14 protein-coding genes are annotated in these 14,504 nt (G+C 64.6%); 10 read left to right on the plus strand and 4 right to left on the minus strand.

What is annotated here, in order from left to right; translation table 11 throughout:
* Positions 1 to 7: 7 nt before the first annotated feature.
* Genes JHW40_RS19495 through JHW40_RS19505 form a run of 3 tightly spaced genes read right to left on the minus strand, consistent with a single transcriptional unit; the run spans position 8 to position 2,943 of the window.
* Positions 8 to 1,051 (minus strand): TRAP transporter substrate-binding protein, encoded by a 1,044-nt coding sequence (locus JHW40_RS19495; RefSeq protein WP_090610487.1) that lies wholly within the window; start codon positions 1,049 to 1,051, stop codon positions 8 to 10.
* Between the two features lie 57 nt (positions 1,052 to 1,108).
* Positions 1,109 to 2,437: a TRAP transporter large permease gene (locus JHW40_RS19500; RefSeq protein WP_090610486.1), complete on the minus strand. Its 1,329-nt coding sequence runs from the start codon at positions 2,435 to 2,437 to the stop codon at positions 1,109 to 1,111.
* Positions 2,437 to 2,943, minus strand: a complete 507-nt coding sequence (locus tag JHW40_RS19505; protein WP_090610485.1) for a TRAP transporter small permease subunit — start codon at positions 2,941 to 2,943, stop codon at positions 2,437 to 2,439. The genes JHW40_RS19500 and JHW40_RS19505 overlap by 1 nt, the downstream gene beginning before the upstream one ends.
* Before the next feature lie 214 nt (positions 2,944 to 3,157).
* Here JHW40_RS19505 and JHW40_RS19510 point away from each other — a divergent pair, with 214 nt between their 5' ends.
* The 5 genes from JHW40_RS19510 (at position 3,158) to JHW40_RS19530 (ending at position 8,037) form a co-directional block, all read left to right on the plus strand.
* Positions 3,158 to 4,024, plus strand: coding sequence for a MurR/RpiR family transcriptional regulator (locus JHW40_RS19510; protein WP_090610484.1), 867 nt, complete (start codon positions 3,158 to 3,160; stop codon positions 4,022 to 4,024).
* 87 nt (positions 4,025 to 4,111) lie between these two features.
* Positions 4,112 to 5,239, plus strand: a complete 1,128-nt coding sequence (locus JHW40_RS19515) for an extracellular solute-binding protein (protein ID WP_090610483.1) — start codon at positions 4,112 to 4,114, stop codon at positions 5,237 to 5,239.
* A gap of 59 nt (positions 5,240 to 5,298) precedes the next feature.
* Positions 5,299 to 6,366: an ABC transporter ATP-binding protein gene (locus JHW40_RS19520; protein ID WP_090610482.1), complete on the plus strand. Its 1,068-nt coding sequence runs from the start codon at positions 5,299 to 5,301 to the stop codon at positions 6,364 to 6,366.
* Entirely contained in the window at positions 6,359 to 7,240 is an 882-nt protein-coding gene (locus JHW40_RS19525) for an ABC transporter permease (RefSeq protein ID WP_090610481.1), read from the plus strand. The genes JHW40_RS19520 and JHW40_RS19525 overlap by 8 nt, the downstream gene beginning before the upstream one ends.
* Positions 7,237 to 8,037 carry an ABC transporter permease gene (locus JHW40_RS19530; protein ID WP_090610480.1) on the plus strand — a complete coding sequence of 267 codons (801 nt, stop codon included), beginning with the start codon at positions 7,237 to 7,239 and terminating at the stop codon, positions 8,035 to 8,037. Before JHW40_RS19525 ends, JHW40_RS19530 begins: the two co-directional genes overlap by 4 nt.
* 19 nt (positions 8,038 to 8,056) lie before the next feature.
* On the opposite strand, the gene JHW40_RS19535 is transcribed toward JHW40_RS19530, so the two are convergent.
* Positions 8,057 to 9,067, minus strand: coding sequence for a substrate-binding domain-containing protein (locus tag JHW40_RS19535; protein WP_090610479.1), 1,011 nt, complete (start codon positions 9,065 to 9,067; stop codon positions 8,057 to 8,059).
* Positions 9,068 to 9,287: 220 nt separating this feature from the next.
* Here JHW40_RS19535 and JHW40_RS19540 point away from each other — a divergent pair, with 220 nt between their 5' ends.
* From JHW40_RS19540 to JHW40_RS19560, 5 genes are all read left to right on the plus strand, one after another.
* Positions 9,288 to 10,637, plus strand: a complete 1,350-nt coding sequence (locus tag JHW40_RS19540; protein WP_090610478.1) for a uracil-xanthine permease family protein — start codon at positions 9,288 to 9,290, stop codon at positions 10,635 to 10,637.
* On the plus strand, positions 10,637 to 12,037 hold the full coding sequence (locus tag JHW40_RS19545) for an amidohydrolase family protein (RefSeq protein WP_090610477.1): 1,401 nt from the start codon (positions 10,637 to 10,639) through the stop codon (positions 12,035 to 12,037). The genes JHW40_RS19540 and JHW40_RS19545 overlap by 1 nt, the downstream gene beginning before the upstream one ends.
* Entirely contained in the window at positions 12,034 to 12,744 is a 711-nt protein-coding gene (locus JHW40_RS19550) for a sulfite exporter TauE/SafE family protein (RefSeq protein WP_090610476.1), read from the plus strand. The genes JHW40_RS19545 and JHW40_RS19550 overlap by 4 nt, the downstream gene beginning before the upstream one ends.
* 169 nt (positions 12,745 to 12,913) lie before the next feature.
* A complete protein-coding gene (locus JHW40_RS19555) occupies positions 12,914 to 13,435 on the plus strand; it encodes a L,D-transpeptidase family protein (RefSeq protein ID WP_090610594.1) in 522 nt (173 codons plus the stop codon).
* Between the two features lie 167 nt (positions 13,436 to 13,602).
* Positions 13,603 to 14,502: a putative selenate ABC transporter substrate-binding protein gene (locus JHW40_RS19560; protein WP_090610593.1), complete on the plus strand. Its 900-nt coding sequence runs from the start codon at positions 13,603 to 13,605 to the stop codon at positions 14,500 to 14,502.
* Positions 14,503 to 14,504: the final 2 nt, after the last annotated feature.

Here is a 14,504-nt window from a genome sequence, read left to right on the forward strand (position 1 = left end):
AAGCGCATCAGCCATAGCGATAGGGTCGCCCGGCCTTGGACATCACGTCATTGTATTGCTTGAAGATTTCGACGACCCTGGCCTTGACCTCGGATTCCGCTGCGATCTCGTCCCAGAATTCGCGGGCCTTTTCCTCGACCGTCGCCCATTCATCATCGGGGATCGAGGTCAGCTCCAGCCGCGGTCCGTTCACGCGCAGATCGGCCTCGCCGCCCCAATACCACCACTGGCGATAGTAATGCGACTGTTCGAAACAGACCTGCATCAGCAGTTTCAGATTGTCCGGAACCTCGGCCCAACGCTCTGAATTGGCGAAGAAATGTCCGATCCACGCGCCCGAGATATTGTTGGTCAGGAAGTATCTTGTCACATCGGCCCAGCCGACCGTGTAATCCTCGGTGATGCCGCACCACGCGATGCCGTCCAGTTCCCCGGTTTGCAGGGCGACCTGAATATCCTCCCACGGCAGCTGCATCGGGACGACGCCGAATTGTGCAAGGAAGCGGCCAGCGGTCGGGAAGGTAAAGACCCGCTTGCCCTCCAGATCGGCAAGGCTGTTGATCGGGTCCTTGGTGGCGAAATGGCAGGGATCCCATGCCCCGGCCGAGATATGCTGGATTCCGACGGCGGCGTATTCTTCCTCCCAGATCTGTTTCAGGCCGTATTGGTTGAACAGCACCGGCACATCCAGACTGTAGCGGCTGGCAAAGGGGAAATAGCCGCCAAAGACCGTCACCTCGGTCGGCGACTGCATCGAGTCGTCGTCGGATTGCACCGCGTCGATGGTGCCCGACTGCATGGCGCGAAACAGCTCGGACGTGGGGACAAGCTGATCGGCATAGTAAAGCTCGATCTCCATCTGCCCGTCGGCGATCGCGTTGAACCTGTCGATGGCGGGTTTGCAGACATGCTCGCCCAACGCCGCGCCGGCATAGGTCTGCATCCGCCACCTGATCGGCGTGGATTGCGCATGAACGGCAGGGGCGGCAAGCGTGGCGGCGCCTGCGGCAAGCGCGCCGGATGACAGGAATTTCCGTCTGGTCGTGGTCATTGTCGTTACCTCCGTTGGCATAAGGGGCGGGGGCGGTTCAGGCCGCCCCTCATGGTGTCATGGTCCATAGACCTGATGGGGCAGCCACAGTGCGATCTGCGGAAAGGCCATGATGATGACCAGCGTCAGCAGCATGATCCCCACGATCGGCACGATCGAGCGATAGATATCGGTCAGCGATACCTGATCGGGCGCCATCGCCCGCATCAGGAACAGGTTATAGCCGAAAGGTGGCGTGATATAGGCGATCTGGCAGGTGATGGTGTAAAGGACGCCATACCAGATCAGGTCGAATTCCAGCGCCCGCACCAGCGGGATGTAAAGCGGCGCGACGATCACCAGCATGGCTGTGTCGTCGAGGAACATCCCCAGCAGCAGGAAAGACACCTGCATCAGGATGATGATCTGCCACCGCGTCAGGCCAAGATCCTCAAGGAAGAACGCCTCGATGGCCCGCACCGCGCCCAGCCCGTCGAAAACCGCGCCAAAGGCCAGCGCCGCCAGCAGGATCCACATGAACATGCAGGACACGCCAAGCGAGCTGACGGTGCATTTCTCCCACACCGCGCGGGTCATGCGCCGTTTCAGCACCGCGACCAGCGTGGCGATGGTCGCCCCGATGACCGAGCTTTCGACAAGGCTGACATAGCCCATCACGAACGGCCCCATCATCGAGGCGAAGATCACCACCGGCAGGATACCCGCGCGCAGCAGGCTGAACCGTTCGGCCCATGTGATGGCGTCCAGTTCCTCGCGCGGCAGGGCCGGACCAAGGCGCGGGTTCAGCCCGCAGCGGATGATGACATACAGCAGGAACAGCCCCGCCATCAGCAGCCCCGGAAAGATGCCCGCCAGCCACAGTTGCCCCACCGGCTGACGCGCGATCATCGCGTAAAGCACCAGCACGATCGAGGGCGGCACAAGGATCCCAAGCGACGAGCCGCCCTGAATGATCCCGGTCACCATGCGCTTGTCATAGCCGCGCTTCAGCAGTTCGGGCAGCGCGATGGTGGCCCCGATGGCAAGCCCCGCCACCGACAGCCCGTTCATTGCCGAGACCAGCACCATCAGCAGGATCGTCCCGATGGCCAGCCCGCCCGGCACCGGCCCGAACCAGACATGGAACATCCGGTAAAGATCATCCGCCAGCCGGGTTTCCGACATGACATAACCCATCCAGACGAACATCGGCAGGGTCAGCATCGGATACCAGTTCATCAGCTTGATGGCGCTGGTGAAGGCGATGTCGTGGCCGCCCCGGTCGCCCCACAGCAGCAACGCCGCCACCACCGCGACAAAGCCGATCCCGGCAAAGACGCGCTGCCCGGTCAGCAGCATGGCCATCATGCCAAGGAACATGGTGATGGCGATCATCTCATAGGACATCAGATCCGCTCTCCGCGCAGGGTGGCGATATCGCGGATCAGAAACGCGACCGATTGCAGCAGCATCAGCAGCACGCCCACGCAGATCACGATCTTGATCGGCGCCATATAGGGCCGCCAGACGGTCCGGGACCGCTCGTTCACCTCGAAGGCATAGATCGTGCTGTCGATCCCGCCCCACAGCATCACCGCAAGAAAGAAGATCAGCGCAAGGATGGTCACGCAATCGACGGCGGCGCGGGTTCTGACCGACCAGCGGCCATAAAGCAGATCCATCCGCACATTGGTCCCCAGCAGCAGCGAATAGGCACCGCCAAGAACGAAATAGGCGACCATCGTGAATTGCGCCATTTCCTGCGTCCACAATGCCGGGCGGAAGAACGCCTTGGCGATCACCGACCACATCAGCACGCCGGCCAGTACGAAGATCAGGTACATGGCGACGCGGCCGACCCGGTAATTCAGCGCCTCGACGATGCGCACGAAGGCGATGGCTGCGCGCGGCATCGCTTACGGCCCTGACCGGGCGGAGATATGGGGCGTGCGCGCCGGTCCGATGCGCCGATGCCCGGAGGATGTCCGTGCCATGATGCGAGTCGTCTCCCTGTTTTTTGAACCAAGGGTCGTCCCGCTTTGCCACTTCTGTCAAGAATATTTCTGAATGGCATTGTCTGTTACAATCGTTTCTGTTCTCCACGGGGCGACAAGCGATGAGGGATGGATGAAGATCGAGGAAAGGATGCGGGCGTCCCTTGGCCGTCTGACTCGTGCCGAACGGCAGGCGGCGACGCATATCCTGTCGCATTTCCCGATGTCCGCGCTGGGGTCGATCACCGCGCTGGCCCGCGCCGCCGAGGTATCCTCGCCCACCATCGTGCGGCTGGTGCAGAAACTGGGCTTTCGCGGCTATTCCGATTATCAGGCGGTGCTGCGGGCCGAGGTCGAGCGGCTGCTGGTCGCCCCCCTGTCGCTGCCCGAGGGCGCCCGAGAGCCGCAATCCCATCCGATCCAGTCATTCGCCGCGCAGGTCGTCGGCAATATCGAGGCGACGCTTGGCCATATACCGGCGCAGGACTTCAACGGCGCGGCCGCCCTGCTGGCCGATACGGCGCGGCGCGTGGCGGTGATGGGCGGGCGGCTGACCCATGCCCATGCCGATTACATGGCGACGCTGCTGCGGGTCATCCGCCCCGATGTCTCCTATCTCTCGGATCATCTGACCGACTGGCAGCAGGCCCTGCTGGACATGCGGGCCGGGGATGTGGTGGTGATCTTCGATATCCGCCGCTATGAGGCCAGCGCGGTCCATCTGGCCGAACTCGCCACCGGTCAGGGGGCCGAGGTGGTGCTGATCACCGACCGCTGGCTGTCGCCCGCCGCCACCCATGCCCGTCACACATTGCCCTGCCAGATCGGCATGCCCGCCGCATGGGATTCCACCGCCACGCTGATGGTGGTGGTCGAGGCGCTGCTGGCGCAGGTTCAGGGCCATCTGGCCGATCAGGTTCAAGAGCGGCTGAACCAGCTTGAGGATGTCTTTGCCCGCACCGGGGTCTTTCGCGCCCCAAGGGTCGGCGCGCGCAACTGATCCGGTCGCGTTGCGACGGTTGTCGCCGTATTGACTTGCGAAGCGACTAGAGGCTGAATTCTGTTTATCCAACAAGGAGTCTCTTCCATGAACAGAATCCATCGGCGCGGGCTTCTGAAAGGCGCCGCAGCCACGACCGGGCTGTCGCTGCTGGCCACGCCCTATCTGTCCCGGCGCGCAATGGCGCAGAGCGCGGGCACGGTGAACATCTTCGCCTGGGCCGGCTATCTGAACGACGAGATCCTGAACGCCTTCCGCGAGGCCACCGGGATCACGCCGAACTATACGCCCTATGGCACCAATGACGAATTGCTGAACCAGCTGCGCGCCAACAATGGCGGCGGCTTCGACCTGATCTGGCCGACCGTGGACCGCGTGCCGAACTATGTCGAATTCGGGCTGGTCCAGGAACTGGACGAATCGAAGATCGAGGTCGCCAAGGTCCTGCCAAGCGCGTGGGAGAACTCGACCAATCTGGGCGCGGTGGTCGAGGGTAAACGCTATCAGGTGCCGACCGACTGGGGCACCGAGGCGGTGGCCTTCGATCGCGACCAGATGCCGCTGGAATATGGCAGCGCCTCCTATGGCGACATCTGGGGCGAGGCCGCCGACGGTCTGGCCACCGTGCGCGCCCATTCGGCGCTGGTCGGCCTCGGCCTGTGGCTGGAGGCCGAGGGCAAACTGCCGCGCCCGCTGCTGGACGCCTTCACCGATCCCGATGCGCAGATCGAGATCTTCGACGCGATCCTGGCCGAGGCCGTCGCCCGCAAGGGCAACATCATCCAGTTCTGGAACAACGAGAACGAGGCGCAGGGCGCCTTCCGCGTCAATGGCGCCGCAGTTGGCCAGACCTGGGATTCCACCGCCGCCGCGCTGTCACGCGAGGGTCTGCCTGTGGGCTTCATCGCGCCCAAGGAAGGCGCGCTGGCCTGGATGGAGGGGCTGTCGATCCCCTCGGGCGCGGAAAATCTGGACGAGGCCTATGCCTTCATCAACTGGTTCCTGACGCCAGAGGCCGGGGCGATGTATACCAACGCCACCTCGATCAACTCGACCGCGGTGGGCTCTGCCGACCTGCTGTCGGACGAGGCCAAGGCCTTCTTTGCCGCCGCCTATCCGGGTGACGCGCTGGACAAGCTGTGGTGGTGGCCGATTCAGGAAAACTGGTACATCACCAAGCGCAACGAATATCAGGACCGCTTCCTGTCGGCTTGATATGATCGCAACAAGGGGCGGGGCACGCATCCCGCCCCGTCACCAGCAACGGGGGACCAATGTCGCATTCGGTGGAACTGTCCGGCATCGGCATGAGCTTCGGGACGACGCGCGCGGTCAGCGACGTGTCCTTCAAGGTCGGGGCGGGGGAATTCTTCTCGATCCTCGGGCCGTCGGGCTGTGGCAAGACCACGATCCTGCGGATGATCGCGGGCTTCATCCAGCCGACCGATGGCAGGATACTGATCGGTGACCGCGACATGCAGGGGCTGGGTCCGAATCAACGCCCCACCGCGATGATCTTCCAGTCGCTGGCACTGTTCCCGCTGATGCCGGTCTGGGAAAACATCGCCTTCGGGCTGGAGGCGCGCGGCGTGGGCCGGGCCGAACGCCGCCGCAAGGCCGACGAGCTGCTGAAGCTGATCGCGCTGGAGGGTTACGGCGACCGCATGCCGGGTGAGCTGTCGGGCGGTCAGCGCCAGCGCGTGGCCATCGCCCGCGCGTTGGCCGTGGAACCGGGCGTGCTGCTGCTGGACGAGCCGCTGTCCGCGCTGGACCTGAAGCTGCGCCAGCACATGCGGGCCGAGCTGCGCGCGCTGCAACGGCGCACCGGTGTCACCTTCATCTACATCACCCACGACCAGTCCGAGGCGCTGGCCATGTCCGACCGCGTCGCGGTCATGAGCGAGGGTCTGTTGCAACAGGTCGCCACCCCGCGCCAGCTTTACGACGACCCCGCCACCCCCTTCGTCGCCCGTTTCGTGGGCGAAACCAACGCCATCACCGGCCGGATCACCGCCATCGACGGTGGCACCGCGACGCTGGAAACCGGGCTTGGCGCGCTCGTCGGCCGCGCTGGTCCGGGCGCGCAGGTCGGCGGGCAGGCGACGCTCTATGTCCGCCCCGAGGCGCTGATCCCCGGCGCGGATGGCGCCAACAACCTGCCCGCCACCATCGAGCGGGTGGATTTCGAGGGTGCCTTTGCGCTGGTCCATGGCCGCTTCGACGACGGCGCGGCGCTGGCGGCTTCGGTTCCCAGTACGCGGCTGTCCGACGCGCCCGAGCCGGGGGCGCGGGCCAGTTTCTCGTTCCAGCCCCGGCATGGCGTGGTGCTGGCCGATGCGTGACCTGTTCCAGCGCTTCGGGGGCTGGCTGGCCTCGTTCTTCCTGATCCTTGTGGCGATCTGGCTGGTTGGCATGGTGCTGGCGCCGAACCTGATGACGCTGGACTATGCGCTGCGCCCGAACCTGCCGCCCGCACGGATCGGCGGGCCGGATGACATCTATTCGCTGGCGAATTTCACCTATCTGGCGAATGAGGCCGTCCACCGGACCATCTTCCTGAAAACCATCTGGGCCAGCGGGCTGGTCACGCTGACCACCTTCGTCGTCTGCTATCCCATCGCCTTCTGGATGGCGCAACGCGCCACCCGCGCGCAACTGTCCATCGCGCTGATGGCGCTGATCGTGCCTTTCTTCGTCAACGAGGTGCTGCGCACGCTTGGCTGGTATATCATCCTTGCCTATCGCGGCCCGCTGAACGCGGCGTTGCTGGGACTGGGTATCATCGACCGACCGGTGCGCTGGCAGGGCGATCTGGGTGTGCTGGCGGGGATGGTCTATGCCTATATCCTGTTCATGCTGCTGCCGATCTACAACGCCATCGAAAGCCTTGAGAAGGCGCAGATAGATGCCGCGCGCGATCTTGGCGCGCCGGTCTGGCGCACCCATTGGCGTGTGGTGATCCCCCATGCCAAGGCGGGTATCGCCACCGGCTGCGTCTTTACCTTCATGCTGGCGGCGGGGTCCTATGTCGCGCCTGCCCTGCTGGGTTCTCCCGGCAGTCGCTGGTTCACCGAGATCATCTATAACTGGTTCTTCGAGGGCGGCGACTGGAACCGCGGTGCCGCCTATGCGCTGGTGCTGCTGGGGCTGTGCCTGCTGGTGGTGCTGGTCACGCTGCGGATCTTCCGCGTCAACCTGGCGGATGTCGCGAAATGAGCGGGGTGGATCGCATCTTCCGGGCGCTGTTCGTCTTCTACATCGCGGCGTTCGCCTTTTACATGTTCGCGCCGCTGGTCATCATGAGCGCGGCATCCTTCAACGAAAGCCGCTTTCCGACGGTGATCCCCTGGCAGGGCACGACGCTGGAGTGGTTTCGCGCCATGTGGGCCGACCGCGCCATGTGGGACGCGCTGTGGACCTCGGCGGTGGTGGCGTTCTTCGTCGTGGTCATCTCGATCCCGGTCGGCACGGCGGCGGCGCTGGTGCTGACCACACTGCACGCCCGCGCGCGCAGCTTCGCCTATGCGTTGATGGTGTCGCCGCTGCTGACGCCGGGGGTGGTGATCGGCATCGCCACGCTGATCCTGTGGCGGCAGGTGGGCGTGGGCGGGGGCCTGCTGCTGATCGTGATGGCGCAGGCCAGTTTCATCATCTGCTATGTCATGCTGATGGTCGTCTCGCGGCTGCAACGGTTCGACCGCACGCAAGAGGAAGCCGCGCTTGGCCTTGGCGCCTCGCGCTTCATGGTGTTCCGCCGGGTGCTGCTGCCGTTCCTGCGCCCCGCGCTGCTGGCCTCGGCGGGGCTGGCGGTGCTGCAATCCTTCGAGAACTACAACACCACCCTGTTCGTGCGCGGCTTCGAGACGCCGCTGACGGTGTTCATCGCGACCAAGGTGCGTACCGGGCTGACCCCGGCGGTGAACGCGCTGGCACTGATCATGATCGCCGTCACCATCATCGGCGCGATCGCCTATGAGCTTGCCCGCCGCCGTCGCAAACGCCCGCCGGGCTGACGCGCGTGAAACCTGACGTTCAGCCTGACCCCGCACCGGGGTCCGTGGATCCCCTGACGACCAGCCGTGGCCACGGTGCCATGACATCGGCGGGGGTGCCGTCCAGTCGCGCAAGCAGCAGTTCCACCGCCAGACCGGCGACCTCGGTCAGGCCCAGATCGATCGCCGTCAGGCCGGGTCTGGCCAGCTTGGCGCGCAACCCGTCATATCTGGTCACCAGCCGCAGGTCCTGCGGCACCTTGCGGCCCATCGCATGGGCGGCGGCCAGCGCGCCGCTGGCGAAGGCATCGACCGGCACCAGCAGCCCGTCCAGATGCGGAAACGCCGCCAGCAGATCCCGCGTCGCGTCCTGCGCGACCTGTTCTCCGCCGCTTTCGTCCAGCCTGACAAGATGGGGTGTTATGCCGTATCCGTCGCAGAAGGCGGCATAGGCGGCCTCTGTCTCAAGCTGCGAGGTCCGCTCAGCCGCGCCGAGGATCAGCGCGATATGACGGCTGCCCATCTGGCGCAGGTGGTCCAGCATCATCCGGGCCGTGTCGCCAGACCGCAGATCGACCGAAGGAATGTCCGCGCGTCCCGCGACCCTGCCGATCGAGACGATTGGCGTGTGCCGGGCCTCGAAATGCGCAATCAGCGGGTCCTTCGCGCTTGGTTCAACCAGAATGACGCCGTCGAAGCCGAGCGAATCGAGGTTCGATTGCGGTGCCAGCGGCGGGATCAGGCACAGCGCGATATTGCGGGTCAGCGCCGACATCGCCGCCGAGGCCGCGATCTCCATCAGAAAGCCCAGCCGCGACGGACCAGCCGCAACCGAGAAGGGCATTGACGAGGCGATCGCGATGGTGCCGGTCCGCCCGCTGCGCAGGCCGCGTGCCATGCTGCTGGGATGGTAGCCGATTTCCTGCGCAAGTTTCAGGATCCGTTCCTTTGTCTCGGTATCCACCGGGCGGCGGCCGCTGAAGGCATGCGAGATCGTCGTCGGCGAGACGCCCGCGGCCTTGGCCAGATCGATGATCGTGGGTTTGCTCAATGCTTTTCTCTCATTCGCGATGGGCGCCGTTCCGACCGGAATGGAAGCATATCCGAGGGGAAAATCGCAAGATGCATACAAAACGTTTTGCGAGAATCGTCGAAAGTGATATGCGAGTCGATAGCAAAACGTTTTGCTAAAGCGTTTTGCCACCGCAATTGAAACGATCACGCAGCGGTCGGACGTCCCAAGCGTGGCATATCCAACAGGGTTCAAACGAATGAAGACGACATCTCGACTCGCAAGTTCAGGCGATCCGGCGGATGAGCGCCTGCCGCCGCGCAGCCTGTTCCTTTTCGGGCTTCAGCACGTGCTGGTCATGGCCGCCTCTCCGATCACCGCCGTGTTTCTGGTCGCGCAGACGCTGAATTTCGACACTGCACTGACCACCTCGCTGATCAGCGCGACCTTTCTGATCTGCGGGCTCGGCTCGATTTTGCAAAGCTTCGGGCCGGGCGGATTCGGTGCGAAGCTGCCCTTCATCATGGTGCCGGGCGGCGCGCCCATCGCGATCTTTCTGGCCATCGCGGTGCAGACCGACATTCAGACTGCGGTGGGCGCGGTGCTGTTGACCTCGGTCTTTTATCTGCTGGCGCTGCCGGTCTTTCAGCGGCTGCTGCGATTCTTTCCGCCCATCGTCGTGGGGACGATGCTGCTGCTGGTGGCGGTCAATCTGGTGCGGATCTATGGCGGCACGATCACCGGCAAGCCGGGCAGCGAGAATTTTGCCGACCCGGTGAATGTCGGGCTGGCGCTGGCGACCATCGGGATGACGATCCTGTTCGCGCGGATCTTCACCGGGACGCTGCAACGGATCGCGGTCATGCTGGGGCTGATCGGCGGCACGCTGTTGGCGGCCGCACTGGGCCGGATCGATACGTCAGGGGTGTTGCAAGGATCGGTCCTGACGATGCCACAGCTGTTTCCCTTCGGGATGCCGAAATTCGACATCATCGCCTCGTTGCCGCTGATCGTTTTCTCGGTGATCTCGATGGCTGAGGCCACCGGCCAGACCATCGCCACCGCCGAGATCGCGGGCCGCAAGGGCAACCCCCTTGCCATCGTGCCGCGCACCATTCGCGGCGATGCAGCCGCCTCGCTGGTCGGCGGCATGTTCGGCACCTCGCTGATCATCACCTCGGGCGAGAATGTCGGCATCGTCCGCGCGACCAATGTGAAATCGCGTTATGTCACGGCGATGGCCGGGGTGATCCTTGTGGTGATCGCGCTATTGGCGCCGGTTTCGCGCATGGCGACGGCGCTGCCGGGGCCGGTTGTTGGCGGCACGGCGGTAATCGTCTTCTCGATCATCGGGGTTATCGGCATCGACTTGCTGCGCCGCGCCGATCTGCGCGAACATGGCGCGATGTTCACGCTGGCATCGGGGCTTGCGATGGGGATGCTGCCGATTCTTGTGCCAGGGATCTACAGCCAGTTTCCGCAATGGTCGCAGATGATCCTCGGCAACGGTCTGGCCATGGGCACGATCACCGCCGCCGTGGTCAACGCGATGTTCCAGATCGGGGCGCAGAACAACCACAAAACCGAAACCAACGAGGGGCGGGCCTGATGACCGACAAGCCGCGGATATTCGACGACACGCAGGACCTGCTGATCCTGCCCGGGCAGATGCTGCTGGACGAGGGCACCCGACCCGGCATGGCGGTACTGCTGCGCGACGGGCGCTTTGCCGAAGTGGGCCCGGTGGGTGAACTGACCGCCCGCCACCCGGAGATGCGCAGGATCGAACTGCCGCATCACCTGTTGATGCCCGGCTTCATCGACAGCCACACCCATCTGACGCAATCGCTTGGCAAGTCGCTGGTTTTTGGCGAGCCGTCCGAGATCTTCCGCCGCATCTGGGTGCCGCTGGAGGGCAGTCTTGACGAACATATGGTGCATCTGTCCTCGCGGCTGGCGGCGTTGGAATGTCTGCGCGGCGGCTTTACCACGGCGGTCGATGCCGGGACCCGTTCCGCCGGGCATATCGGGCGGCTGGTGGATGCGGCGCGCGAAAGCGGGCTGCGGCTGGTGGTCGCGCAGATCTGCAACGATCTGGGTGGGGCGGCGCTGCTGCCCGATCCGGCGGAAATCACCGCGACCGCCGGGCGCCATCTGGCCGCCTATGACGGCGATCCGCTGATCCACCCGTCGCTGGCGATCTCGATCCCCGAGGTCGGCAGCGACGACATGCTGCGCCGGATCTCGGCCATGGCAGGCGAGGCGGGGGCGATATTCCAGACCCATGTGAATGAGCATCTGGTGGCGGTCGAGCGGTCGCTGGTCGCCAATGGCCGCCGCCCGCTGGAGCATCTGGCCCATATCGGCGCGCTGGGGCCGCATGCGCTGATTGCCCATGCGACACTGGTCACGCCGTCCGAGCTGAACATCCTGCGCGACACCGGCACCGCCATCGCCTATAATCCCGTCGCCTCGGTCTGGAAGGGCAATGCCATCGCGCCTGCCGTGCAGATGCAGGCGCTGGGGGTGCGGTTCGGGCTGGGCACCGACGGCACCCGCGCCGACGGCTTCCGGTTGATGGACGCGGCCGAGACGCTGCAACGGACGGGTTACGGGCTGGCCTCGGGCGACAGTTCCTGCGGCGGCGGCTGGCTGTGGCTGGATGCGGCCACCCGGATGGCGGCGGATGCCAGCGGGCTGGCCGGGGTGACCGGGCGGATCGCGCCGGGCCTTGCCGCCGATTTCCTGCTGGTCGATCTGGACCTGCCGGAATTCACCCCCTCGCACGACCTGACATGGGAACTGGTCCGATACGGCAACCGCGATCAGATCGACGCGGTGTTCACCAATGGCAGACTGCGCATGTGGCAGGGCTGGCCGGTTGACTGGGACGCAAGCGCGCTGCTGGCCGAGATCCGCGAGGTGACGGCGGCGGCCATCGCGCAGGCCCCGATCCAGCGCATCCACCCGGTCGCCGACCGCCACCGCGCCATGACGAGGCAATCGTGACCCTTGCCACCTTCCTTCTGCTGTCGGCCGTCGTCGGCGCGGCGGCTTTCGTTCAGGGCGCGGTCGGCATCGGCTTTGCGCTGATCGTCGCGCCGGTTTTCGGGCTGATTGACGCCAGCTATCTGCCGGTCACGCTGCTGCTGCTGATGCTGCCGCTGAACTTCCATGTCGCCTGGCGTGAACGCCACTGGATCGACCGTCGCGGCGCGGGCTGGATCACCATTGGCCGGTTCTTTGGCACCTTTCTGGGCCTTGGCGTCCTGATCGCGCTGTCGATCGAACAACTGGAACTGGCGGTCGGGTTGTTCACCGTGCTGGCGGCGCTGGTGGCGCTGATCGCACCGCCCTTTTCGCCGGGCAAAAGCTCGGCGCTGGGGGTCGGACTGTTCACCGGCGTGACCGAGACCGCGACCGGCATCGGTGGCCCGCCGCTGGCGTTGCTGTATCAACATGCGGCGGGGCCGGTCCTGCGTGCGACCGTCGCGGCCTGCTTTCTGGTGGGCGAGGTGATCTCGCTGGTCATTTTTGCCATCGCGGGCCGGTTGCATGGCGAACAATTGCTGGCGGCGCTGATTCTGGTGCCCGCCGTCCTGCTGGGCAGCGCCTTGTCGCGGATGGCGCATTCGCGGATCAATGGCCCATTCCTGCGCTTTGCGGTGCTTGCCTTTGCTATCATCAGCGGATTGTTCCTGATCCTGAAACCATGACGCAGGACCCTTCGGATCCCGATCGCTCCGGCAGTGGCAGGCGTGCTTTTGCCGCCAGCGCATTCGTGTTTCGACCTGCGGCCGGGTTAGCGGTTATGATCGGTCGCAATCAGCGCCATCACCTGCAAATCAGGCGCGACCGGATGAAGGACAATGATCGATGACCGGAATGTTCCGTCTGAGCCGACGCCAGCTTTCCCTGTCGCTGCTTGCCGTTCTGGCGGCTTGCGGCGCGCAGCCGCCCCGCCCGCAGTTCAAGACCTATTCCGGGCCGCCGGTCACGCAGATCGTCGTCTATAAAGGCCAGCGCAGGATGCATCTGCTGAGCGGCCGGACGGTGCTGAAATCCTATGATTTCGGTCTGGGCAACCAGCCTGTCGGGCACAAGCAGTTCGATGGCGACGGCAAGACACCCGAGGGCCTCTATTTCGTGGACCGCTTCAATCCGCGCAGCCGCTATCACCTGTCGGTCGGGATCTCTTATCCGAATGAGCACGACCGGGCCTATGCGGCGCAGTTCGGGCGGCATCCGGGGGGCGACATCATGTTTCATGGCCGTGGACCGGAAGGCAACAAGCTGGCGCCGAGGAACCGCGACTGGACGGCAGGATGCATCACCGTCACCGATGAGGAAATCGAGGATATCTATGCGATGCTGAGTCCCGGCGTGCCGGTGATGATCTATCCCTGAGGGGCACCTGATTGGGAATCTGCGGTCCGGCTTCCGTCACGGGTTGTCGGATCACGGGTAGTTGGCTAGTTTTTCCCAGCCCATGAAGCGGGCAAACTCCAATCATGTGAAACCCTTATTGCAAAGGAAAGATCGCAATGTCCAAGTCTGGCAAGGTTTGTGTCGACATGGACAGCTTCGGACGCCGGACCACGCTTGGTCTGCTGGCCGGTGCTGTTTCAGCGTTCGGCTTTCTGGTGGGCGCGGCGCCGGTGGTACAGGCGCAGGACACGCCGACCCTCTATTTCTCGGCCATTCCCGACGATGACGAAAGCCGCCTGATGCAGCGGTTTGCAGCCGTCGCGGATTATCTGGAGACCGAACTGGGGGTGCCGGTCGAATATGTTCCGGTCAAGGATTACGCGGCCTCGGTCGTGGCCTTTCGCAACGATCAGATCCAGTTGGGCTGGTTCGGCGGGCTTTCGGGCGTGCAGGCGCGTCTGGCGGTTCCGGATTCCCGTGCGCTGGCGCAGGGCGACGAGGACATGAGCTTCATTTCCTATTTCATCGCCCATGAAAGCACCGGGCTGGAACAGGGCGACGGTTTCCCGCTGGAGGCCGAGGGGCTGAGCTTTACCTTTGGCGCGCAGACCTCGACCTCGGGGCGGCTGTTCCCGGATTTCTATATCCGCGAAGAGACCGGCAAAGCGCCGGACGAGTTCTTTTCGCAGGTGGGTTTCTCGGGGGATCACGGCCAGACGCTGCGGCTGGTTTCGACCGGGGCCTATCAGGTCGGGGCGCTCAACTATACCGTCTATGACACCGCGGTGCGGGAAAACGCGCCCGAGATCGCGACGACCCGGGTGATCTGGCAGACCCCGCCCTATCCGGATTACAACTGGACCATTCGCGGCGATGTCGATGCGCGTTTCGGCGAAGGCTTTGCCGACAAGGTGCAGGCGGCGCTGGTGGGGATGGACGATCCCGAGCTGCTGGCCTCTTTCCCGCGCAAGGCCTTCGTGCCCGCCGGGAACGAGGATTACGAGCCGATCCTTGAAACCGGACGCGCTCTGGGCATCCTCGACTGACG

Source organism: Paracoccus alcaliphilus (assembly GCF_028553725.1).
GTDB classification, from domain to species: domain Bacteria; phylum Pseudomonadota; class Alphaproteobacteria; order Rhodobacterales; family Rhodobacteraceae; genus Paracoccus; species Paracoccus alcaliphilus.